Source organism: Aliifodinibius sp. S!AR15-10 (assembly GCF_031569985.1).
Lineage (GTDB): Bacteria > Bacteroidota > Rhodothermia > Balneolales > Balneolaceae > JAMQKA01.
In genome coordinates, this window is record NZ_JAMQKA010000031.1 from 46,675 (window position 1) to 70,501 (window position 23,827).

General features: G+C 47.6%; 12 protein-coding genes. All 12 read right to left on the reverse strand.

The window, feature by feature from the left end; translation table 11 throughout:
- Positions 1 to 1,018 precede the first annotated feature (1,018 nt).
- The 12 genes from NC796_RS17605 to NC796_RS17660 all read right to left on the reverse strand — a co-directional run bounded on the left by NC796_RS17605 (position 1,019) and on the right by NC796_RS17660 (position 22,514).
- Complete coding sequence (locus NC796_RS17605) at positions 1,019 to 1,744, reverse strand: DUF3823 domain-containing protein (protein WP_310686294.1); 726 nt, start codon at positions 1,742 to 1,744, stop codon at positions 1,019 to 1,021.
- A gap of 30 nt (positions 1,745 to 1,774) precedes the next feature.
- Positions 1,775 to 3,715, reverse strand: coding sequence for a RagB/SusD family nutrient uptake outer membrane protein (locus NC796_RS17610; RefSeq protein WP_310686296.1), 1,941 nt, complete (start codon positions 3,713 to 3,715; stop codon positions 1,775 to 1,777).
- Positions 3,716 to 3,753: 38 nt separating this feature from the next.
- The gene (locus tag NC796_RS17615) at positions 3,754 to 6,876 is read right to left on the reverse strand and encodes a SusC/RagA family TonB-linked outer membrane protein (protein ID WP_310686298.1); all 3,123 of its coding nucleotides are present in this window, start codon (positions 6,874 to 6,876) and stop codon (positions 3,754 to 3,756) included.
- An 820-nt stretch (positions 6,877 to 7,696) separates the two neighbouring features.
- Complete coding sequence (locus NC796_RS17620; RefSeq protein ID WP_310686299.1) at positions 7,697 to 8,401, reverse strand: NrtR DNA-binding winged helix domain-containing protein; 705 nt, start codon at positions 8,399 to 8,401, stop codon at positions 7,697 to 7,699.
- 1,044 nt (positions 8,402 to 9,445) lie between these two features.
- Positions 9,446 to 9,637 (reverse strand): hypothetical protein, encoded by a 192-nt coding sequence (locus NC796_RS17625; RefSeq protein WP_310686300.1) that lies wholly within the window; start codon positions 9,635 to 9,637, stop codon positions 9,446 to 9,448.
- A gap of 30 nt (positions 9,638 to 9,667) precedes the next feature.
- Positions 9,668 to 11,497, reverse strand: a complete 1,830-nt coding sequence (locus NC796_RS17630) for a DUF5060 domain-containing protein (protein WP_310686302.1) — start codon at positions 11,495 to 11,497, stop codon at positions 9,668 to 9,670.
- 288 nt (positions 11,498 to 11,785) lie between these two features.
- Positions 11,786 to 11,998 (reverse strand): hypothetical protein, encoded by a 213-nt coding sequence (locus tag NC796_RS17635; protein WP_310686304.1) that lies wholly within the window; start codon positions 11,996 to 11,998, stop codon positions 11,786 to 11,788.
- A 626-nt stretch (positions 11,999 to 12,624) separates the two neighbouring features.
- A complete protein-coding gene (locus tag NC796_RS17640; RefSeq protein WP_310686305.1) occupies positions 12,625 to 14,334 on the reverse strand; it encodes a DUF885 family protein in 1,710 nt (569 codons plus the stop codon).
- Positions 14,335 to 14,361: 27 nt separating this feature from the next.
- Positions 14,362 to 17,550: a VPS10 domain-containing protein gene (locus tag NC796_RS17645; protein ID WP_310686307.1), complete on the reverse strand. Its 3,189-nt coding sequence runs from the start codon at positions 17,548 to 17,550 to the stop codon at positions 14,362 to 14,364.
- Positions 17,551 to 17,665: 115 nt separating this feature from the next.
- Positions 17,666 to 18,712 (reverse strand): WD40/YVTN/BNR-like repeat-containing protein, encoded by a 1,047-nt coding sequence (locus NC796_RS17650; protein WP_409070393.1) that lies wholly within the window; start codon positions 18,710 to 18,712, stop codon positions 17,666 to 17,668.
- 757 nt (positions 18,713 to 19,469) lie between these two features.
- Positions 19,470 to 21,782 carry a prolyl oligopeptidase family serine peptidase gene (locus NC796_RS17655; RefSeq protein ID WP_310686310.1) on the reverse strand — a complete coding sequence of 771 codons (2,313 nt, stop codon included), beginning with the start codon at positions 21,780 to 21,782 and terminating at the stop codon, positions 19,470 to 19,472.
- Between the two features lie 366 nt (positions 21,783 to 22,148).
- Positions 22,149 to 22,514, reverse strand: coding sequence for a GIY-YIG nuclease family protein (locus NC796_RS17660; RefSeq protein ID WP_310686312.1), 366 nt, complete (start codon positions 22,512 to 22,514; stop codon positions 22,149 to 22,151).
- Positions 22,515 to 23,827: the final 1,313 nt, after the last annotated feature.

The window sequence follows — 23,827 nt, forward strand, 5'->3', positions numbered from 1 at the left end:
CGGAAATGGGTGGAAGAGTCGTCGGGCTACCCGGAATACTGCTAAATGCCGGTATGCCGGTCAGCGACCGGTTTTTGGCAGCTGGAAAGTTAGTGGTTCAAAAGAAAATCGTAATGACTGTTTATCTTGAACTCAGGTTATTGTAGGTATTCTTACTTGCCTCAGTTCATAAATATTAATCACTGTTGTCCGGTACACCTTTGATTGCCCTGCTTCTCATTCCTGCTGTTCATTTTTTTAGCGATGAAATCCGCCAGTGGATTGGGATGGGAGGTTTAATTTTCAGATTGGAGTCTTATTCCCTTTGTGGTATTCATTTTTTTATCGATAAAAAAACGAATCAAAAAAATCGCCGGCTGAGCTAAAGCTGATCTGAAGGGCTCTGCGTTCCGCTAAAAAAATCATAGATTTTTTCTTCACGCTCCACTCCGTTTCCTTCCGGGCGGTCACCTTTACCAAGGCCGGAGGGACTCAGTTCGTAATTGAGAATAAAGCAAGATTTTCTTTCTTAACGCCTCCACTTCTTTTGCCCCGGGCGGTTCATGAATCGCTAGACCGGGAATGATCAAAAATAGGGATTGTTCACTACCAAATATTTTTCCACGCCGAGAAGCTTTTAGCATCAGATGGAAATCGAATCATTTCTGTTTGAGACTAGGAGTCTGTTGGACTTAGCCTAATCTACTGTTAACCATCCGGATTTGGCAGTTCCGTCCTATATCTGTGGAGCGATGGGTAGGCGGGGGACCTTCAGGCCTTAGACCTTCTGACTTTCGACTAAACTATCAACATCTCAACAACTCAACTGTTCAGCATCAGCCATGAGGGAAGAGAATTTAAATCATACTTCAACCTTCCAACCTTGGACTTTTAGACCTTCGACCTTCAACTCAACGCTTCAACATTTCAACACTTAAACAATTCAACATCAACATGATTGAATTCGAAATCTGCACATATAGCTAAATATGTGCAGATTCGAATTCGGAAGACTTAAAAAGATTTAGAGCTCTTCAAATCACTGTAACATGATTTTATGAACCTTGGAGTACAATGCGTCTTCTTTACCGTCAATTTCAACCGCAATGCGTGCAAAAACATATTCGCGGTTTGCGAGGTCTTCCGGCAGCGCACTCAGCGGAGGGGAATATGTATTCGCCCCATTTTCATCAATCTGATAAGGATTTTGCGGATCCCCAGTTTCACTGATCTGATTCCAGAAAAAGGAATTTTGTTGGATGCTGGTGAATCGCCCCGTACCAATGAAGAGCGTAACCCACGTTATATTGCGTGAGTCGTTTACCTCTTCAAGCGTAAAATCGGCAACAATCTCACTGCCATCGAGCCTGATATCGGAACTTGCCACTTTGTAGAACGGCTCTACTTCGAACTGCATGTCTTTACTGCCGCTCAGTTCGAATTCCGTTGTATCTGTATTTGTAACCCAGGGTCCATCGCCAACCAGCTGAGTCATCTTATACTGTCCTTCAAAGAGTGAAGATGAGAATGTCCCATCCTGTCCCACTTCGACCGGTATTTTTTCGTAATCGGTGTAGCCGTCTTCCCAGATTTCCAGTTCAACAGCTCCACTGCGAAGTTGCAGGGTATCGCCGTCGTGAACGACAGCCCCTGTAAGGGTTGATTTAGGTTTATCGTAATTGTCGAACTCGGTAAGTCCACATCCGGCGACTGTTACCAGCACAGCCCCGAATATTATCGTTGATATAATGGTTGTAAACTTCATAACGCAAGATTTTTTGAATGAGCAATTATGTTAGTGGAACGGGTTCTGTACAAGCTCGGGATTGTTATTGATGGCATCCTGTGGAATACGCGCATAGTAGTTTGCCATCTGGAACCAACGGGCGTTTACAAAGCTTGGTGCCTGTGGTCCTATTTTGTCAAACACATACTTCCCGTGCATTGGTGTACCCGGACGATATACCCTGTATGGGTACAGCGCAGCAACATTTGCCGTCGGGTTTGAATCGTCACCGTTCCAAACCTGGTGTGCTCTTCTCCAGCGGATGAGATCCCAGAGTCGGTGACCTTCAAACGCCAGTTCAATGCGGCGTTCATTCATAATAGTTTCGAAATCGATGGAGGAACCATCCAGCATACCACTCTGCTCAAAGCCAGCACGTTCACGCAGTACGTTGATGTAGTCGGCTGCATCCTGTGCTGTAGCGGAACCGCCCAGCTGGCTCAGTTGATACGCTGCTTCGGCGGCATTCAGGTACATTTCCGACAAACGCATACGTACCCACCATGTATCACTCTGGGTACCACGCGTGCTCGCTCCAGTGGTATTATCCACAAACTTGCGCAGGTAAAAACCACTGGCACTTACGTTCTGAACCGTACGATGAGGTCCTCCTCCCGCGGTCAGGGTCCAGTCAACCTCGGGACCACCCTCTTCTCCTGAATATGTGGAGCCGAGAGCACTTCCCTCTACGGTCTCATAGGAACCCGAGCTGGTATTCCAGACTTTAACACCTGCCTGCATTGGAACTGATTGTCCCCGAAAACTTTCACCGGGTACAATAACAGTCCCATCCATGCGACCATCTTTGCCTTCGAAGATCTCCCCAACACTATCGTAGTAGACATAATCACCGGTAGTGGCATCGCGCGTTTGTAGTTCGCCCGAACTGCCATCTACATAGGGATACGCTTCAATGAGCCCGAGTCCGGGTGTCAGAGAGGATGAATCCAGGTTATCCTCACGGATCGGTCTCGGTATATTGAAATAGGTAAACAGGTGACGGCGGTCTGCTGATGCCATGAAATCTTCGGCAAAGATAACTTCGTTATTACCATCCTTTACCGTAACAGCCTGGTAAAAGTTCGCTCCCGGATCACCCGACACACCGTTATAGAGTGTGTTTGGGCTGTTTTGAATAACTTCTTCTGCAGCTGCGAGCGCTTCCTCATAATACCCTTGCGCCATTTCGCCCGGGATACCGACGAGACGTCCGCCATCTTCATTTTCAAGCGTTATCGGCTGGCTCATCCTGCTGTTGTGATAAGCGACAGAACCGGCATACAACATCGTCCGGCTTTTGAGTGCCAGGGCTGTATACTTATTGGCTCGTGTCTGGCTGCCGGCATTATGACCCAGGCTGTCCTGGATGGCATCGAGCTCGCTGCCGATAAAGTTATAGATCTCGGCTTCGGTACTACGCGGAATCTGAACTGATGAGGGATCACCGCTGAAGTCATACTCCAGGGTTTCCGTAACCAGTGGTACTCCGCCCATTCGCTTCACATGCTGGAAATAGACCCAGGCCCTGAGAAACCGAAGTTCCGCCTTGAATTGGTTTTTCTGATCCGGATCCAGTTCAGTGGAATACTGGTCGATATTCTCAATCGCCAGGTTGAGATCACGAATCAGGTCGTAATCCCACAGAGCCCACCAAGTGGTCCCGTAGTTCTCAATATTAAGCAGACCGTCTCGGTTTTCCTGGCCAGACCACATGGCGTTGGTAAAGAGGGCAAATTCTGCCCATCCCTGCCCCTGACCGTCTGTCAACGAATGGAAACGGGGGAGCCGATCGTAGTAGTTGGCTAACAGGCCCTCAATCATCTCGGGGTCATTCCAGACCTGTTCTTCCGTAATGATACTCTCTGGCTCACGAACAAGCCAGTCACCATCACATCCTGTCATGGCAAACAGGAGTACAAACAATAGTGTATATCTGTTTAATGATTTCATAATCAAATTTCTCATCCTTTTATATCCTTGAATTTCCATTAAAGCGACAAGTCAAACCCAAAGCTATACATGCTTTGGCGGGGATAAACCAGTCCGTTGGTCGCAGAAATTTCAGGGTCAATTTGATATTTCTTCATGTTATCAAATGAGTAGAGGTTGGTTCCCTTCACATAAACGCGCAGAGACTTCACACCCACTTGTGCCAACAGGTCCCTGGGGATTGTGTATCCCAGCTGCAGGTTCTGCAAGCGCAGGTACCACACATTATGCGTCCAATAGTTGTTGGACTGATAGTTGTAGTGGCCGTAGTTGGGTCCGCGATTGGCCGGGTAGTGTCCGGGGATCCATTCGCTCGTTGGATCGAACGGATCAGCACGGTGCCAGCGGTCCGTAAGCATGAACTCTGGAGAATTACCGTTATTCTGGAAGAAGTAACGGAGCTCCCAATCACGGGTGTAGCTCTGCATAGCAGCACCTGCCAAATTGAAGCTCAGGTTTGCACCCTTGTAGGAAAAACTACCGTTGAACCCAAAGCTTGTGTACGGATTCCATCCCTGGGCATACCCAATAGGTCTCTGATCCAGGTCAGTAATGATTCCATCCCCGTTCACATCCTTGTAGATGAGATCACCGGGCAGAGCAGTTCTGTTGCCCTGGCCATCTATATTCACAGGATAGTTGTCGATCTGCTCTTGAGACTGGAACCGACCGATCACCTGGTATCCCCAGGTAATAGCTGACCAGCGATCCTCGGGAGAATTCCTGTAATAATCCCAGGAGTTACCGGCCCTGAAGTTTTCATCGGAAAGAACACGCCAACGAGACAACGTGGCATTAGCCCCGACTCTGTAACTAATGTCCTGGCCGATCTGTCCGTTATATGAAATAGACCCTTCAATTCCACGTGCTGCATCGGAATTCAGGTTTTGAGGTGGCGTATCATAGCCAAGCTCCTCTGGAACGACCAGGTCCTGCGGGGTCGCCGGCAATCCATCGCGCCGACGTTCAAACACGTCGATCGTAGCTGAGAGCCGGTCATCAAAGAATGAGATGTCGAGACCGATATTCTTGGTAACTGCAGTAATCCAGCTGACGTTTGTAATCGGCCTGCCTCTGGGACCGACACCGGTGTAGTAGCTGCCGTCAAACACGGAACTACCGGCATAATAATCATAACCCGATCGGTAACTAAATGGGGCAATAATGAAGTTGTTACCCGAGTCTGTTTCACTACCAGTTCGCCCGTACGACGCACGTATCTTCAGATTACTGATTGTGTTTCCAAAAGCATCATCGAAGAACTCCTCTTCAGACACTCTCCATCCTGCTGAAATCCCCGGGAAAAAGCCCCAACGGTTATCCTCAGGAAACAGGAAGGAACCATCGTAACGACCGAGCAGCTCAAGAAGGTACTTTTCATCATAATTGTAATTGAACCTGCCTACATAACCAGCATGGGCCTGTTTCTCAATGGCGTGAATCAAGAGATCCTGATTCGAGAAGCTCATAACGTTGATATAGTTGTTGTCGGGGACGGTATGAATCCGTTGTTCGTCCCCCCTGAAATCGGATCGCTCATAAGCCGCCAGTGCCGAGATGCTGTGATTCCCGATATCTACACTGTAATCAGCCTGGAAAGATAAAAAGCGATTGACGTTATTCCGCCAACGGCGTTCTCTCCAGGGATTGTCGTTCCCCTGTACGGGAATGTATTCATCGTTCTCTTCGTCATACTGGTAGGCATTATAGGTATATTCGAAACCATCAAAGTCCCATGAACCGATTTGGTAGGAACCTGTTCCACTCAGGGTAAGGCCGAAATCGAAATCGTACTCTGCATTGATATTAAACCTACCCTGGCGCCAAATGTCATTAACCCATCCAGTAATATCTCTTGTATATGTGGCCGGGTTGACGTTAACGTTATGCACATCATTTACATAATTCGGGTTGTTATTGGCATACGGGGCTTCCGTCGGCCACATAGAGAATACACTCAGGAAGGGGTTGAAGTAATCATCGAGGCCCGGGACTCCCACATTTTGCCGGTTCTCCATCCGGGCACTTATTTCAGCGCCGAGAGTCAGCCTGTCAGATATCGTACCTTCAATATTGGCTTGAATATTTGTACGATCAAAACTGTAATCTTCAATTACCGCTTTCTGTGTTAGATGAGTTGCAGAAAGATAGTAGCTGATCGATTCTGAACCCCCAGAAACACTGGCACCCAGCTGATTTTGCGGCACCATTGGCTCCATGACGATATCATAGTAGTCATAGCTTTGGTATTCGCCGCCTCCCTGCCGCCAGTTCTGGAGCTCTTCCTCGGTATACGGCAGTTGTGTCTCTCCCCGGTTTTGAGCAGCATAAACCTTCCCACGGACATACTGGTAGGCATTGGCCGGTTGCGGATACCGGGTATAATTCTGCCAGCCATAGTAACCATTAATATTAATTTCGGTGTCCTGCCCGTATCCGCCATCCTTGGTTTGTACCAAAACAACACCGCTGGAAGCTCGCAAACCATAGACGGCGGCGGAAGCATCCTTAAGTACGGAAATACTTTCAATATCTCCCTGTCCCAGCTGGGCAAAGTCACCCTCTGTTGAGGGGACACCGTCAATCACAAACAGCGGATCACCCAGGTTACGGATCTCTATCTGGGGTGGTGAACCCGGTCGCGCATCTGCCTGTCGGGCGGTCACCCCCTGTACCTTACCTACAAGAGCATCACCTGTAGTCACTGATGGCGTTTCCTGTAGATCTTCTGAGCTCACAGAGCTAATGGAGCCGGTAACACTTTCTACCTGCTGTTCGCCATATCCTACAACGACCATCTCTTCACCGGTAACGACCTGGGGCTGCATTGATATGTCGATTTCAGTCCGTCCATTTATTGGAACTTCTCTTGTTTGAAACCCCACAAAGGAAAATACCAGCGTATCCTGGAGAGAAGGAACGGTTAACTGGTAATTACCTTCACTATTTGTCGATGTCCCTATTGAAGTACCCTTGACTACAATATTAACCCCTGGAAGGGTTTCCTGGTTGGCCTGCGTGGTGACCGTACCAGAAACTTGTTGCGCATGGACATCATTTTGCCATATAAATATGAGGGCAAACATGAGAAACCCCATGATCTTCTTTGTAACTTTGTACATAAATTATCCCCTTTTTAGGTTGAAATTATATTTCCCGGCAGGCAATTCTTTGGTAATGCTACCTTGGCAAAATTCCTGCCTCACACCCTTTAGCTAATACTTCAGAAGAGGGTTTTATATATGTAGTGTCAATACAACACTTAATATTTTTTTATATCAATCGGAAATGCAAACTCACAGAAAGGAAATTTTCAACACTCACACTGAAAACTCAAACTATTTGACTGGCAAACAGTTATAGAAACGATAATAAATGTGTTATATACACTTTTACATTTTGTAAAATTTTAGGGCGTATAAAATTGTTCGCGGAGAGGCTCATTTCTTGGATACTCTACAATTTCTTAGGTAACGCATTGAGTGGTTAGGGGATGGCTGAGAGTTTCTATTGTGGATTATGGTTTCATAACTCAACCACTAAACGCGTTTAGGTAGGCTTTTCCTTTAAAACAGATAGACTAATCCTGGCTTAAAACCAAAAGTTAGGTTAAGAACCTATTGTAACTTTTAGCTTATCTTTTCAGTCGTATGGCCACAGACCTGCACAGATTCAACCAGATTAATCTGTGCTAATCTGTGACAACTACTTTAGTAAAATAAATGCATTTAACGCGTACGAGTAAATGGCTATAAAGGTACAAATACTCTCTGTGCTTGCGAGTGATTACGCGACCATCGGGTTCCCGACAGTGGTCGTGAGGCAATCTCCATCTGTGTGGGGATCGCCACGCCCCAAAAATCCGCCAGCTGGCGGACGCGATGACAATTTCAAATGGGGTAGGTTTTGCAAGCCCTCGTTAAAATGCTTCCAAAAAACTTGTCAAAGCTTTAGCGGCTTAAATACAAGGCTTTCCCCGCTACTGACTTTCTCCTCATATTTTTCGTGATCAAATCTATAGAGATATGCCCCCTTCTTGGAGTATTTTTTCTGCTTTTCATCCGTTTTGTTCAGCACATTGGTAGACAGGATGCGCCGACGGAAATTCCTTTTATCCAGCTTGGTCTGGTAGATATCTTCATATAGAATCTGTAACTCCGGCATAGTAAATTTTTCGGGAAGCAGTTCAAACCCTACCGGCTCATGCGAGGCTCGATATTTTAATCTTGATTTCGCTGCTTCCACCATCTCCGAATGATCAAATATCAGGTCGGGCAGATCATCAATGGGAAACCAGCGGGCACCGTACTCCTCAACCAACTCCTTATCATGCTCCTTAATATTAATCAGAGCATAATAAGCAATCGAAATTGTACGCTCCACCGGATCCCGATCCACTTCACCAAAGCCATATAACTGTTCGAGGTATACATTTTTCAGCCCAGTCAGCTTATGTAAAATACGGTCAGCAGCCTGGTCCAAACTTTCCTCACGATTAAGGAATCCCCCCATCAGCGACCATTTTCCCTTTTCAGGTTCAAAATCTCTTTGAATAAGTAGTAATTTCAGCCCGCTTCGATCAAAACCAAAAATAATACAATCGAGAGCGACTAAAATTCTGTCGTAATTCTCATAATGCTTTGCCATAGTGATATCGCGGTCTTGAGTATCTGATTATTTTAAATAATTAATAATAATAGTGACTTAACTAAACCATCGTAATTTGGAATATCCTACTGACTATAATGGATTTAAATCTTAAGTTCAATCATAACTTTTTCCTAAAAGACAATATGCCAGAGTAATTTAATTTTTACTCCTTAAATATAAGGGATTTTATTTTTATATCGCTTTATTGATTTGAACAGAAGAACCTGGCATTGAAAATACCAGACTATCTATAACCCCTCCCCGCTGTCGTCATTTCGACTGACAGGGAGATATCCTTCCTGAGAAGGCCTCAGTTTTGAATTGGAGCGACAAATTATGGAACCGACTGAACATTCTTTGGGACGCTGATGGTAAGGCAAAGAATAGTGAATAAACTTCAATCGGGATCAACGGCACAACTCCCAGCTTTTGCCCTTGTCCAAGAAAGATCTCTCCCTGCGCAAGCTGCGCTCGAGATGACGGTTCTGGTGGAAGGGTTCTTATATTAGAGAGCGGGCAACAATCTACAACCAAGCCCCTAAATATAATCGTCATTTCGACCGAGAGGGAGAAATCTTTCCTGAGAAGGAGCGCTGTTTTATTCTGATTGTTCCTTATTGTATTCTCTTTCTCGGTACCATTGCCCTGCGGTGGGCTGCACCTTTACATATCATTGCTCCCGCAGCATCGCTACGGGCTACATGTTTCGCATCTCGTGGCTGAGCTCTGGTGCCTTGTTCTGTTGAGATAAACTGGTAATAGAGTTTTATTTGGGGTTAGTGGCACTGCTCCCAGCTTGTGCCCTTTTCATAGAAAGATCTCTCCCTCCGCAGGCTCCGCTCGAGATGACGGTTCTTGTGGTAGGGTTCTTATATTAGAGAGCGGGCAACAATCTACAACCAAGCCCCTAAATATAATCGTCATTACCACCCCGAAAGCCTTCGGGAGAGAACTCTTTCCTGAGAAGGGTTCGTTTTTAAATTGGATTGGACAATCAATAGCAAAACGATCTCAACAACTGCCCTGAGAACCCACCCCGCCTTATCTCGTGCCTGACCTCTGGTTGGGCACGGAGTGCGGTACCTCTGGTACCTTATGCTGCCATATTCCTATCTCCAGGCGTTCCGCACCGGAGGTACGGAACGAGATAAAATACAGTCTCACAAATATATCCAACCACTGTCCAGTCCCCTCACGAGCTTGCCCATCCCCGGAGGGACTTTTGTGAGCCATAAATCTTTTATATCAATATTTCCTGCTATTTCAGTTTGCATCACGCTTTATCAAAACTGCAACGTCATCATTCTCATCCAGGTCGGGAGCACTGAGCGTATGCACTTGTCCAGCACTTATCTCTTCATTTTGCAGGTATTCCCCGGTCTTGGGATTGTACCATCTAACCTGGTATTCACCATTGTACTCCGTTAGATCAAGAGGGATATCGGCGACCGTTTTTTGATACACCACGTACACTTCTCCCGGCTGATAAAACACGTAATCGTCCTCCTTCTTCGTCAAATCATCCTGCGGCTCCATCTGCCTGACCGGTATCTCATTCTCCTCAAAAAATTGCAATAGATAACGGCATTGATCCCAGAAAAGGTCTCGGGAGCGGTAATCCTGGGCTGTCAGATCAGACTCATCGTGATCGTAGCCAAAATACCATTCCACGCCCCAGGCCCCCGCCATCATCGCACCCCAGAGTGCATTTTTACGGGCCAGGTTGTGTTCGGGGTCATCTTTATCTGGTACCAGTGCATGTTGGGCATCGCCGGGTTCATCCACCGCCACGGCCCACGGTTTGCCGGCTTCAGCCGATTTCGTCCTCCACTTAAGCACTTCATCGTGCACGGTGTGAAAATCGGAATGGTGCGTCTGTATGGATGGTCCGGTTAGAGCACTGCCGGAACCGAGCAGATCATCAAAATAGTCTCCATTGTGTATAACAATGTGCCGTGGATAGGGATCATGTTGGTGAAAGTACTGGGCCATGGAAAGCCGCTGCCAGGTAAACTGTGGTGGTGTGGGGTGATTTTCCATCCACTCCCCGTTTTCTTCACCCAGGTTCCAGTTGAGTGCCAAATGATGACCAAACCGGGCGATCAGCTCGCGATAGTATAACTTTCGGACCGCACCAACGCCCCCGTTGTCGAGCAATCCCTGGTTTTCCACCTCCTGGGTTTTGAAGTGAAGAAAAATTCCGAGCTGGTCGGCATGCTTAAATACAATCTCCCATTGGGCCAACTTGGAGATATCAAATCGGTCATAGGTATTGTAATTGGTGTGTGGAAATACATTTTTATCATCACCTTCCGTGCTCAAGGTTAAAAATGAGACAGCGTTGAGCCCCTCTGAAGCCAGGTAGTTAAGCGCCCCTATTATTCCTTTTCCTTTACCATCTTTCCAAGTGGGATCGCCCCCATTCCAATCTTTCACGTGTGGTTCCCACGATTTCACCAACTCATCATTATTGCCGTCACTGTGAAACGTACCGTCGAAATCTTCATATGCCAGGAAATTTTCCGGGGCATCAGCGCCCATCTTTAAAAAAGGCTCCCCGGTTTCGGCAAATTCTAAATAGTGCGTTCCCACATATTCCAGGCGGCCTTTGGCTCGAAAGTCGCGACCTGTTTTGTCGCTGGAATCAACGGTAAACATTCCAGTTGTTTTATCCATAAACTCTCCACTTACCCCCGTTTCCCACTCTTCACTTACCGCAGCAAATCGCCCTTTCCTAAAATTTACCAAATATTCCCAGCGACCTGTTTCATCAGGAGTAAAATGTACGCGCCATTTATTTCCGCTTGATGCTGAGCTATTGGCGGCATCCCCATCAGCGGCAAAAAATCCCGGTTTCGTATACTGCTTCCCCGATTCCAAATGGTAGAACGTTACGCTCAGCCTGTAATGAAGAAACGGATTGTACTCAGCATTTTCTGAGGTTTCAGGCCCCTCAAACGTGAGTGTTATTTTGTGCCACTTTTTTTGTTCTCCTGTTATAACAGCTTGCGACTTTTGTGCAATGGATAATGCAGGTAGTAAGATTAATAATAACACGCCTGATAATTTTATCGCATACTTACTTCTCTTCATTCTATGTCCCCCGTTTTAAAGCTAATTTTTAACATAACAACATCTCTGGAAAGTTTTGTAATTCAAGAAAAGCTAATCACTCCAAACTATTCTTTCGGTTCTCTTGGTCGAGCATGAATTCCTTTAAGAAATTACATTTTAATAAATTCTGCGTAATAAATAATCCCATCTCCTACTTTTATTACTAAATAATGCTAATTAACGTCAGTTCGATATAAAATCTGTCATTGCAAAGAGGTATTCCACGACCTTCGGGCTGCAATCTTCCAGAGGATGCAAGGGTTTCCGCTAATTTATCCAAAAACCTTGCATGTGATACGTTTTGGCAGACACCTTGAATCCTTCCGTAAGATAACAACTCATTCCGATGAGATGGGTGTTCATTTTTTCGATGAGGAAATCCGCCGGGAGTCGGACTGTCGAACTGTCCACCAAAAAACTCACCATAAAATCCCAGATATTCACCCCTTCTACTTTTACCAAGAACTTGCTTTTCCTCATCAGGTGCCTCTCAGTGTATATTTAGCAGGGATTTTCTGGACTTGAGGAGCACTGCCAGAGATACCGGTGGTCGACAAAAAAACCACCGCCGGTGACTTTTGGGGTTCACCGTTCTTTAGTCCCGATCCCTGTCGGGGTTTGTGTATACAAAAGGGGAACGCCTCTACCACGGCGAATGCTTGAAGCCTCTCTGACGCTCCGCGTCTCTGTGGCACCATAGATTATACTGGACGCAGATCGTCCCAACAGGTCCCAACGCAGAGCATAGGGACCAAGCGTGGTGAGGACGTCCTTTTTGTAAATATCAGCCGTCGATAGGTAATCTCACGAGATCGCCGCGTCGACTTCATCGTTAAACCAAAAAGGGCAACAAAGCCTCCTCGCGATGACAGGTGCTATTTTGATTAATTCTTACGTCAAACCCAGGTTAATTATCACTGGTTACGCTTTAATGGTTTTAATAGCCTTTTCATGTCATCCTGTCCAGAAAGCTTTCGAGATCCCCTGCAGAAGCCGGTGGTGTGTGATGATACCAATACCGAACATATTTAAATATTTCCAGCCATTTAAACTAACCCCTAAACGCGTTTCTGTTTCTTTATCATTGTGTTAACTGCCTGTTTTTTCTACAAACCGGGATAAAACCTCCAGTTCGTTTCAAAATCTTTTGGTGGTTTTTCGCCGGTTAATATCTTTTTCACCATCTCTACTGGCATATTCCCATTCTTTAGGATCCGGTCGTGAAACTCTTTAACCGGCATATCCCCGTTTTCAACCAGCTCATTATAGAGAGATCGAATCTGTAGGCCCCCGAGCAGGTATGCGGCCTGGTATAGCGGTGGATAGGTGGAAGCAAAGGATCGGCGAACTTCAGCTTCAGCATTGGCGTATTCATGGCCGACCTTTTCGACCAGGAAATCGATCGCTTCCTGGGGGCTCATCCCGCCGAGATGGTAGCTCAGCGAAAATATGATGCGGGCACACCGGTGCATCCTCCAGAACAGCATGCCGATGCGATCTTCCGGTGATTCAGGAAATCCCATACCATAGAGCTGAAGCTCCCAATAAAGCGCCCATCCTTCAATCCAAAACGGGGTTCTGAAGGCGCTCCTGTGCGTATTGTACCGATCCGTCATGAATCCCTGCAGATGGTGACCGGCTATCAGTTCATGGTGAACCGTTGCCTTCGAAAAATGCGGATTGTTGCCCCGCATACTCATCATCTTGTCCTCATGGGCCATGGTGTTTGTAGGATATGATATCCTGATGACCCGTCCACCCAGGAAAAACGGGTTGATAAGCTGCCGTTCAGGGGTCATCATCTCCATATCCCAGGTCTCTTTAGCCAGTTCCGGGACCGTCAACAGGTCTCGCTCTTCCAGGAAATCTATAGCCCCCACAGCCAGGTCATAAATCATCTCTGGTTGCTTGCCCACAGGTACGTAACTGTTTTTCACATGCTCCAGGGCTTCGTGCCAGTCATCGCCATACCCCAGTTCGCGGGAGGCTTGGAGCATCTCTTTCATGCACCAGGCATACTCCTTGTTCGCCAATTTTATAAGTTCAGACGGCGTATAAGGTATCATCTCATATTCCAGCAGTTCCTGCAGCTTATCCGCGCCCACGGGAGTGCCGATAATGCCGCTCCCTTCATCACGGTGCGACTGGTCTACCCTCCAATCCTCCAGGAAAGAAATGTAGTTTGCCAACGTAGTATCCACATTCTGATAGGGTTTCTCGCCCCACCACGTTACATCGGGATCATAGCCGTCATAAAAACTGTATATATGATCCAGTGTCTCATGAAGATTTTCAGCGACCTCCACTGCGCGGCGAGATTCTGCCGGTTCGAGGCGCCCCTTCTGCTCCACCTCACTCCAATTATTTTGAATCGACTCCACGAGTCCATTCATCTGATCGGCAAATGCTTTTCCCTCAAGATCCTGCCCTACCCTTCGTTTCTCCAGGAATTCAAAAACTGTATCGGCAAATTCAATCGCATATTCAATATCGCCGTAGGTAGCCCTGTCCTGCTGTACCTCCTGCAGTTCCCTCTGAATATTTCTTCTTAGCAGGATATAGTCCACGGCTTCCTGGACGTCTAATTCTTCATAATTGACCTCTTCCAGCCGGGTGAGCCAGTCATTATATAACTTTTCCATCCGCTCAAAGTACTCTGGGCTCTCTTTAAGCAGATACGCATCATCCATGCTTTCGGTGTCGGCTTCATATTGTTCTACCATCGATGCTACCCGGTTACCGGTGGTAGACTGCGCGTGCAGCTGCGGAAAAGTAAAGAGCAATAGCAGAATAGCTGCTGATATTTGTTTCATCATAATATTTTCGGTTTAGAAATTTGAGGGCTATTCGATAATGATCCCCTGTTTTTCAAGTTCAGTTTTCAATTGATCAATCTCGTTTAACACAACCTGGAGATTTGACTGAAACTCCTCGATCTGGCGCAGGGCAATCCGGTAATTCTCTTGCTGAATTTCGGTTGAAGGAGAGGTAGAACTACTAATAGCTGCCGTTGCTGCACCTGCCCGATCTTTGATGGAGGGCTCGGCCAGCTCAAAACGGGAAGTCTTGGTAACGTCACCATTAAGCACCTCGTTCATATCCAGCAACTGCTTGCGGAGCGTGTCGGCCCGGTCATACTGATTGGGCATCTCGCCATGGTCCAAAACCGCTTGCTTCAACTCGGAGATACTCTTCAAAGCATCCTGCAATTTTTCATCAGCAGCATCAATCTGACCACTCAGGCGGATCGCCCTGAAATGGAAGTCGGCTAGCTCCTCCCGGTTTTCAGCAGGCAGAGTCACATTGTCAAGCGGCGTAACACGGATCATTTGGGTATTGCCGATTGAGCTCCACTGCCCGTTCACGACCTTTGCCATCGATACCCGGTAATCTCCAGGAGGAACCAGCGGACGGGCACTCCACCAGCCATCCGCTCCTCCTACCGCATTAGCGCGCAGATCCCAGGTCACATGGTGCAGACCACGGCGTGCAGGTTGTTTTATTCTCCTCACAAGATCACCTTTGTCGTTTGTAATAGTCAGTGCTATAAAAGGATCTTCCGCCTGGTCTTCCCGCTCAAGCTGTGCCCAGTCGGGATACTCGATCTGCTCATTTTGCTCGATACGATGCTGTTCCTCCTGCTTGCGCTGCTCTTTCAATGACGGAATGGACTCTTTGAGGTGATACCGGATGATCGCGCCATTCGGAGGATTCGGAGATGTAAAATAGTTATGTCCCTGCGAACCGCTGTGGCGGTCGGACTCAATATACTGTAAGGCTTCTTTTACAGGGAAAATGTGGGCTTCTGTCATCAGTGATTCGGATGAGAGTCTTCGCAGCCAGTCGTAATCATCGGCAATGTAAAATCCACGGCCGAATGAGGCCAGGACAAGATCGTCTTCCCCTTCATGGATTTCAATATCGCGGATCGATATCGTGGGGATATTACGAGCCCCGATCCAGTTCATTCCACCATCCAGTGATATCTGCAAACCGAATTCGGTGCCCATAAACAGGATGTTTGCCTCCTCGTGATCCTGGTAAATTGTCCAACCGGGTTGATCCTGTGGCAGATTGCTGCTCAGTGACTGCCACGAACGACCGCGATCATCGCTGACCAGCAGGTAGGGCTGGTAATCCCCATATTTATGATTGTTGAAAACCGCAAAAACCTGGTCCTCATTTATGGGAGAAGCAAACAGATCGGCAACAAACGCCATATTGGGCACGCCCGGCAAGTCTTCAACTGTTCGCCAATTTTGCCCGCCGTCCTCCGTCACCTGGATCAGGCCATCATCAGTGCCTGCATAGATCAAGCCTTCCCGGAGAGGAGATTCATCCAGTGACACGATGGTGCTGAGCGGTGAGGTATAAACATTTTTAAAAACCGCTTCCGGACTCCAAATGCGGTCCATCACTTCCATCTCATTGCGATCAAGATCCTTGGTGAGATCACCGCTGACCGGTACCCAGGAGTTTCCGCGGTCCTCACTCTTAAACAGTCTCTGTGCTGCAAAATAGAGCGTTTGGTTGTTATGTGGACTGATAATCAGCGGGGAGTTCCAGTGCCAGCGCAGCGGGGGTTCCCCCGGGGCCGAACGCGGCTGTATATCGGTTAGCTGCCCACTTTGCCTGTCATACCGGGCCAGGTCGCCGTATTGTGACTGGCTGTACAGGATATCGGGGTTGTCGGGATCAACCCTCGTTTGAAAGCCATCCCCACCCTTGGTAAAAAACCAATCGCCATTGCCGATGCCCTGTTCGTCGATCGTCTGGTTGGGGGCGCCGAGGCTACTATTGTCCTGCGTACCGCCATATACATAGTAGAACGGCCTGGAATGGTCGATGCCAACCCGGTAAAACTGGGTTATCGGCAGGTTATTGATAAATTTCCAGGTCGCTCCATCATCCCATGTCTCATAAATTCCCCCGTCGCTGCTCATCATCATATAGTCTGGATCATCGGGATCAAACACGATATCGTGATTATCCACATGTTTGTTGCCTTCAGTCATCCGGGTCCAGGTAGAACCACCATCTTCGGTATAATGGGTGCGGACATCCACCACATAAACCTTGTCAAACTCGTGGGGACTGGGGAACAGCTCCATGTAATACTGAGCATCCACCACCATGTGATCGCTTTTCCTGGTCCATGTTTCGCCGCGGTCATCAGAACGGTAAAATCCCCCACTGGTACCCTCAGTTGCGATAATGGCATAGACAACTTCCGGTTTTTGCGGTGATATGGCCAAACCAATTCGTCCAACATTACCTGAAGGCAATCCACGGCTCAACTTCTTCCAGTTTTCACCGCCATCCACTGATTTGTAGATGGCCCCTTCCGGTCCCCCGGCCACCAGTATTCCAAAATGTCGGCGACGCTGATAGGAGGCTGCATAAAGGATATCTGGATCAGAGGGATACAGTACCACATCCGAAATCCCGGTATTTTCACTGACATGCAGCACACGCACCCATGTTTCGCCGCCGTCGGTCGTCTTGTAGAGCCCACGCTCTCCTCCGGCTGACCACAACGGCCCCTGGGATGCAACATACACCACATCCGAATTGCGCGGGTCAATTTCAATTTTCCCGATATGGTTCGAGGTCTCAAGTCCGGTATTTGTCCAGGTTTCACCCGCGTCGGTACTCTTGTAAACGCCATCACCATAGCCGACTGATCGCTGACTATTGTTCTCCCCTGTTCCCACCCAGATGACATTTGGATCCTGGGGATCAATCGCCACAGTCCCGATGGCATAGGAGCCCTGATCATCAAAAATCGGCTCCCAGGTAGTCCCGTTGTTTACCGTTTTCCACAGGTTTCCAGAGGATACACCGACATACCATGTGGACGGGTCCGAATAATCTTTGACAACCTTTGAAATACGACCACCGGTCATAGCTGGCGTAAGGTTTCTGAACTCAAGTCCCCCGGCCAGGTCAAGTGGGGCCGGGTCTGAAGACTGGCAAAAGCCTGTTTGTGAAAGAGCGACCATACAGATTAACAGTGAGACTCGTTTTACCATGGTGGGACCCATTGTAGTGTTAAAAGTTACAGGTTTAAAGTTGAAGGCTTATCTATAACCTGTAACTTTCAACTTAAAACTGAAACAAGATTGACATTTAAGTTCTTGAAGACCTTTATTCGACCACCAGCTTGCCAACCCGCCCATCACGGCCCGCGGCCCATACGGCATTGATGCCACCTTGCCCAATACTTAGGGTGTGGAAGCCCGGTCCTTGAATGGCCTGCCAAGTCTGCCCCCAGTCTGTTGTGTATTCCGATCCCGATGGCCCGACGGTGATAAAAATCCCATCTGTAAATCGAACGGCAGATCGAAAATCCAGGTCAATTCCATGAAGCAGATCCCAGCTCGCTCCCCCGTTCTCTGAATAAATCACATTCCGGGTCCCCTCATCTTCTTTTGTATAATCGCCGCCTACTGCTATACCGAATGATTTGTCTGCAAAAGCCAGTGAAAAGATACCCGTCGAGGCTTCTCCCTGGATAATCGGGGTGGGAGTCGAGCTCCAGTTTTGTCCATAATCTTCAGATCGCAATACCCGTGCATCAACACCACCGGTCCCAATCCAGGCGTGTCCACCGTCACGGATAGTGAGCTGGGTACCGCTGGCCGCAAACGCATATTCTCCATCCTCTACTTCCGGCATCTGCTTCCGGGGGATCTCCTGCCATGTACGTCCACTGTCCTCTGTTACCAGGATAAAAAGTTGGCCATCGATCGGATCACCCTGTAACACCCCGAACCCATTATCCCAAAAAGCAATCGCATCGTAGAAGCCTTGCTCGTACCTGTTCTGGTGTACCATCTCCCAATTTTGTCCACCGTCTGTTGTGCGATATAGTCTCGATTCGGAGCCCGTCCCTATACTCATCGCTATGGCCGTATCGGGACCAAACACTTCGACATCCCTGAAGTCCAGGCTGTCAGAACCGGGAACCATAAGATGCTGCCAGCTTTCCCCACCATCGGTAGTTCGGAGGATTGTCCCTGCAGATCCACTCACCCAGCAGGTCGACTCATCAACAGCAGCAATGCCGCGGAATGAGACTTCGGGCATTTCATCAAAAACGATCTCCCAGTGGTAATGGGGTTCTGAGCAGGCGCTTAGTAGCAGGCATAACCCCAGTACACAAATTGTAGATATGTGGAGAACTTTTTTTATTTGTTGAAGGTTTGGAGGTTGAAGGTTTAGAGTTGTGTCTAATTACTTCGTTGAACCGTTGAAAAGTTTAGACGTTTAATTGTTTTCTTTTTTAATGATAAAATCCGCCGGTTGTCGGACTAAAGAAGTTACAATAAAAAAATCACCGTTCCGACGGCTGTCGGAGATCTCGTAGTGGCACTAAGCGCTGATCTTTTGAGAGCCGATATTAAAGATAGAGGCTCTACGAGATCCTGAAACAAGTTCAGGATGACACAAGGTTACTTTTTAACCGCTAAACGCGTTAACTTCCATATGTATGTCGAACTCACGTTAAACGCCATTTTTCGGCTAACATATTTATTTCTCCGGAAGGCAATAATTCTTAATTCATAATCACTGTTGTCCAGTAAAAAACTTTTGGAGTTGCCCTACTTCTCATTTCTACTGTTCATTTTTTCAACGATAAAAAAATGAACGAAAAAAATCGCCGGCGAAGGTAAACTTGACCTGAAGGGCTCCTCGTTCCACTAAAAAAATCACAGATTTTTTCTTTACGCTCCCCTCGGCTCCCTTCCGGGCGGTCAACTTTACCAAGGCCGGATGAGCTGAGGCCAGTCTTATAGTATGAAGCCGTTTATAAGAGATTCATTTTGATTTCTTTACCTACGACTCCGTTCTCTTTCCAGCGAAATTTACCTTAAGGGCGGTGAGAGAGGTTTCACCTTATGACCTTGGCCTTTTAGACCTTTGACTTTTTATTCATAATTCATAATTCTCACTCCGAGGCATAGTGCCAGAGCGGCTCGGCTCCCATCAGGTGCTCCACAAAGTAGTTCCAGCGTTTGATGGTGAAGTAGTTATTTTCACTTCCCAGGCCGTGCGTTTTATTGGGCATAATCAGCATGTCAAAATCCTTTCCCACTTTGATCAGCGCATCGGCCATACGCATAGTCTCCGATGGATGCACGTTGTCATCCATATCGCCATGCGCCAGCAACAGCTTCCCCTCAAGGTTTTCAGCTAGATTGATGTTTGATTGCTCCTCGTATTGCTGACCATCCGGGTAGTCCATGTAGAGTTCCGGCCACCACGCTTTGGCCACGCGATGGTCGTGATTTCCAGATGAGGAAACCGCCACCTTGTAAAAATCGGGGTATTTCATAACGGCTCGTGCTGCATCATATCCCCCGGCGGAATGGCCATAGATGCCCACACGAGTCGTATCCAGGTAGGGATATCTTTCCGCCAGCTCGCGAATCGCCTTGATGTGATCCGGCCCGCCGATATCTCCCAGGTTTTTCCATGAATAATCCTGGAATGCTTTTGAGCGTCCTGCTGTCCCAAGCCCGTCTACTGTTATAACGATAAAACCCAGTTCGGCCAGCGGCTGGTCGCTGTTGCGATATCCGCCTCCAAAACTTTTCGGGGTGCGAACCGCCTGTGGACCTGAGTAGGTACCATCGATGACGGGATATTTTTTGTCCGGATCAAAATTGGTTGGACGATAGATCACCCCGTAAATGTCAGTCTCACCATCCCGCGCTTTCACGCTAAACGGCTCGGGATACTGCCAGCCCGTGGCCTGCAGATCCTGGATATCGGCCTCTTCAAGCTTCATTACCACGGATCCGTCAGAGCTCCTGCGAAGAACTGATTGCGGCTTCCTGTCCACACGCGAGTAATTATCGACGAAATACTCGTGATCAGAAGAAAACTCGATTTCATGAGTTGCATTTTCAGGCGTAAGAAGTGTTAAATCGGACCCGTCAAAATTAACGGAATACGGGTGCTCCAGGTAGGGATCGCGGTTGGGCTCCCGTCCACCGGCGGTAAAAAAGATGGTGTGGTTATCCCGGTCGATATGCTCAATATCATAAACCACAAACTCCCCCTGGGTAACCTGGTGCTTTACTTCACCACTCTCCAGGTCATAAAGGTAGATATGATTCCAGCCATCGCGTTCTGAAAGCCAGATTACTTCGCGGGTTTTGGGCAGAATCTCCAGTTCCGACTTGTTGGGATCGACATACGTTTCACTTACTTCGCTGAAAACGGTATCCACCGTCCCGGTCTCCGCATGGGCTTGCAACAATGTTGCTGAGCCATATCCCCGCTCACGCATCAGCATGTAAAGTGTTGAGCTCCCCTCTCCAAACCAGTTCCAGCTGCCTGCAACCAGATCGTCATACGGTCCCGCTTTCAACCGGGTCCTGGTTTTGCTTTCAATGTCAAAGACATACGGTATTTGCCGCGCCACGCTATCTTCCCCCGGCAGTGCCCGGTAATAGGAATACGATTTAGCCCGGAATCCCTTTTCCGGGACATTTTGGAGGAGGTACATCAATTTTGCTTCCCGCAAATCCAGCAGGTGGGCAAAAAGCTTTTGGGAATCTTCCGACCAAGATACGTTCAGCCACAGCGGCTCCCGCTCTTTTTCCTCGGGTCCCTCCTGCTTTTTCCAGGACCACGGAACGGATGCGCCATAAATCATTTTTTCGGTCCCGTCTTCGGTAAGCTGGTATTCTTCCCCGGTATCATTATTTTTAAGCCACAGGTTATACTCTTTTCGGGTAACGGTCCATTTGCCATCGGGAGATTCTGAGAGCAGTCGCTGAGACTGCCAATCGGGATCATCTTCCTGCTCCTCCACCTGGTGTACCTCAAGAGTTTCCAGATCAACGTTCCATTTTTTGTCCTCTGCCTCAAACGATATTTCATTTAATGGCTGGTTCCATTCCAGCTCATCAAGCGGCAGATCATAGGGATCAACTTCTTCATCCAGCACCTCCGATAGATTTTCTGCCAGCTTTTTGTGATCAAAGAAATGCCTTTTTGTAGCCTGCGGGGCATCTACGACAAAATATTCGCTTCCTGCCCGCGTGTCCAGCTCATACCAAAACATCGGGACTTCATCGGCCCAGTGAGGATCTACTTCCGTCCTGAACACCAGGTCATCTACATTAGACCAGAGGAACTGCTCGGCCCGTTTGTAATCCTCCTGGGTTACATTTTGAGCGTGCAGTACCGAAGTGGACAGGATCGTTAAAAGGAAAATGCCTATAGCCGAAGAGTATATTTTATTGGTCAATGGTCCCAAAGTTGAAGGTTAGAGGTTAAAGGTTAGAAGTTGGAAGTTGGAGGTTGGTGATGGTTGTCATTTGTTGTCTTATTCCCGTACGATGCACTAAATGTTCGGAATGAGATGTTAAACTGCAAGTGCTGGGGTTCAGATACAAATTATTTTACAATGGCGTTCTTGATCGAATTGGGTCTTTGTTATTGTCTTCTGGCTTGTGCCCTTTTCCCAGGAAGATCTCTTCCTGCGCAAGCTTCGGTCGAGATGACTGGTTATAGATAAGGTTTCTGTTCGTTGACAGAAGCCCATAATCAGCAATCATGCCTCACCCCTCTGCGTCATTTCGACCGAGAGGGAGAAATCTTTCCTGAATAAGGGCTAAAATTTACTTTTGGCTATAAAACGAATACGGCCTGAATATTCTTTTGGAATCCAAGATAGGAAGGACACTGAACTGGTGATGAAGCTGTTTTTCAGACCAGCAGCACTGTTTACCGATTCTATTAATGCCTCTTTCTTGCCACGACTCCATTTTTTCAGCTCTTTCTCTCTTTCAATAGCTTGATAGGCCGTTCGGTATGTCTCATAATAGATAAGATTATAGCAATAATAGCGTCCGGCAAAAGAGCTGGAATCGCCCCTGTTTGAATAATGTTGTGCCAGACGTTGCTGGAGATTGTTGGTAATACCAACATATAGAGTCGTGCGACCGGGATTGGTGGTCACGTAAACATAATAAGACATCTTCTATTGGGCTATGTTGCGTTTGTTTAATAGACCGATTAGTAGCGGGATCCTTACAATTTTTTTTGTTAGTGACATATCTCCAAGTTTGCCCTTGGGAGGAAAGATCTCTCACTACGCAGGCTCCATTCGAGATGACTGTTTGGAATAGAGGCATAATTTGTGGAGGGCGGGCAGCCATCAACAACCCAAGCCCCTAAACATAATCGTCATTTCGACCGAGAGGGAGAAATCTTTCCTGAAAAGGGCTAAGATTTACATTTGACTATAAAATGTAATACAGTCTGAATATAGTTTTCGAAGCCAAGATAAAAAGGACACTAAACTGGTGATTAAGCTGTCTTTCAGATCAGATGTGCTGTTTCCGTCCTTGCCCTTGTCCATGAAAGATCTCTCCCTCCGCAAGCTTCGGTCGAGATGACGGTTCTGGGATAAGGGCTATGTACGTAGAGAGCGGACCGTAATTCTCAACCAGGCTCCTCACCCCATCGTCATTTCGACCGAGAGGGAGAAATCTTTCCGAATAAGGACTCAGATTTACTTTTGGCTATAAAACGAATACAGCCTGAGTATTCTTTTGGAACCCAAGATAGGAAGGACACTGAACTGGGGATGAAGCTGTTTTTCAGACCAGCAGCACTGTTTTACATCCTTGCCCTTTTCCGAGGAAGATCTCTCACTACGCAGGCTACGTTCGAGATGACAGTTCTGGGAAAGGGTCACAATATTAGAGGGCGGGCCGTGATCAACAACCCAAGCCCCTCCACCTCAACGTCATTTCGAGCGTCAGGGAGAAATCTTTCCTGGGAAGGGCTGGGTTTCGAAGTAGACAGAAAAAATGCAAAACGGTCTCAACATCGTCGCCCTGGGAACCCACCCCGCCTTGCTGCGCTGCGGCACCCCTCCCGGGAGGGGAATTGTATGAGCCTTTCATTGATCGTGTTCTTCTATCCAAACCCACTACCTATATCGCAGTACCGTTGCTGCGGCGGTAGCCGGTCGGGCGCTGCGGGCTACATGCTTGCATCTCTTGCCTGACTATGGACCTTCGGAGGTGTGGTACCTCTGGGTCTTATTCACCTGTGATCTCTGAGTCGAAACGTCCTGCTCTGGAGGTACGGAACGAGATAAAAAGGCTCTCTGCCAAGTCTCCCTTAGAAAAGGGAGATAAAGAGGGTTGTTATGCAGTCGAGTAGCCAAGGGGAATTTCACCCCAAGGCCCTCACAGAACCGTACGTGACAGTCTCCCGTCATACGGCTCTTGTTGTTCTATCGCTATAGCGATTGGGCTCATAATCATCAATCTTCCCAAC

What these genes read in the sequence shown, in the direction of transcription:
- NC796_RS17605 (WP_310686294.1), bottom strand. Translation starts at nt 1,744, where the DNA reads ATGAAGTTTACAACCATTATATCAACGATAATATTCGGGGCTGTGCTG.
- NC796_RS17610 (WP_310686296.1), bottom strand. Translation starts at nt 3,715, where the DNA reads ATGAAATCATTAAACAGATATACACTATTGTTTGTACTCCTGTTTGCC.
- NC796_RS17615 (WP_310686298.1), bottom strand. Translation starts at nt 6,876, where the DNA reads ATGTACAAAGTTACAAAGAAGATCATGGGGTTTCTCATGTTTGCCCTC.
- NC796_RS17620 (WP_310686299.1), bottom strand. Translation starts at nt 8,401, where the DNA reads ATGGCAAAGCATTATGAGAATTACGACAGAATTTTAGTCGCTCTCGAT.
- NC796_RS17625 (WP_310686300.1), bottom strand. Translation starts at nt 9,637, where the DNA reads ATGGCTCACAAAAGTCCCTCCGGGGATGGGCAAGCTCGTGAGGGGACT.
- NC796_RS17630 (WP_310686302.1), bottom strand. Translation starts at nt 11,497, where the DNA reads ATGAAGAGAAGTAAGTATGCGATAAAATTATCAGGCGTGTTATTATTA.
- NC796_RS17635 (WP_310686304.1), bottom strand. Translation starts at nt 11,998, where the DNA reads ATGAGGAAAAGCAAGTTCTTGGTAAAAGTAGAAGGGGTGAATATCTGG.
- NC796_RS17640 (WP_310686305.1), bottom strand. Translation starts at nt 14,334, where the DNA reads ATGATGAAACAAATATCAGCAGCTATTCTGCTATTGCTCTTTACTTTT.
- NC796_RS17645 (WP_310686307.1), bottom strand. Translation starts at nt 17,550, where the DNA reads ATGGTAAAACGAGTCTCACTGTTAATCTGTATGGTCGCTCTTTCACAA.
- NC796_RS17660 (WP_310686312.1), bottom strand. Translation starts at nt 22,514, where the DNA reads ATGTCTTATTATGTTTACGTGACCACCAATCCCGGTCGCACGACTCTA.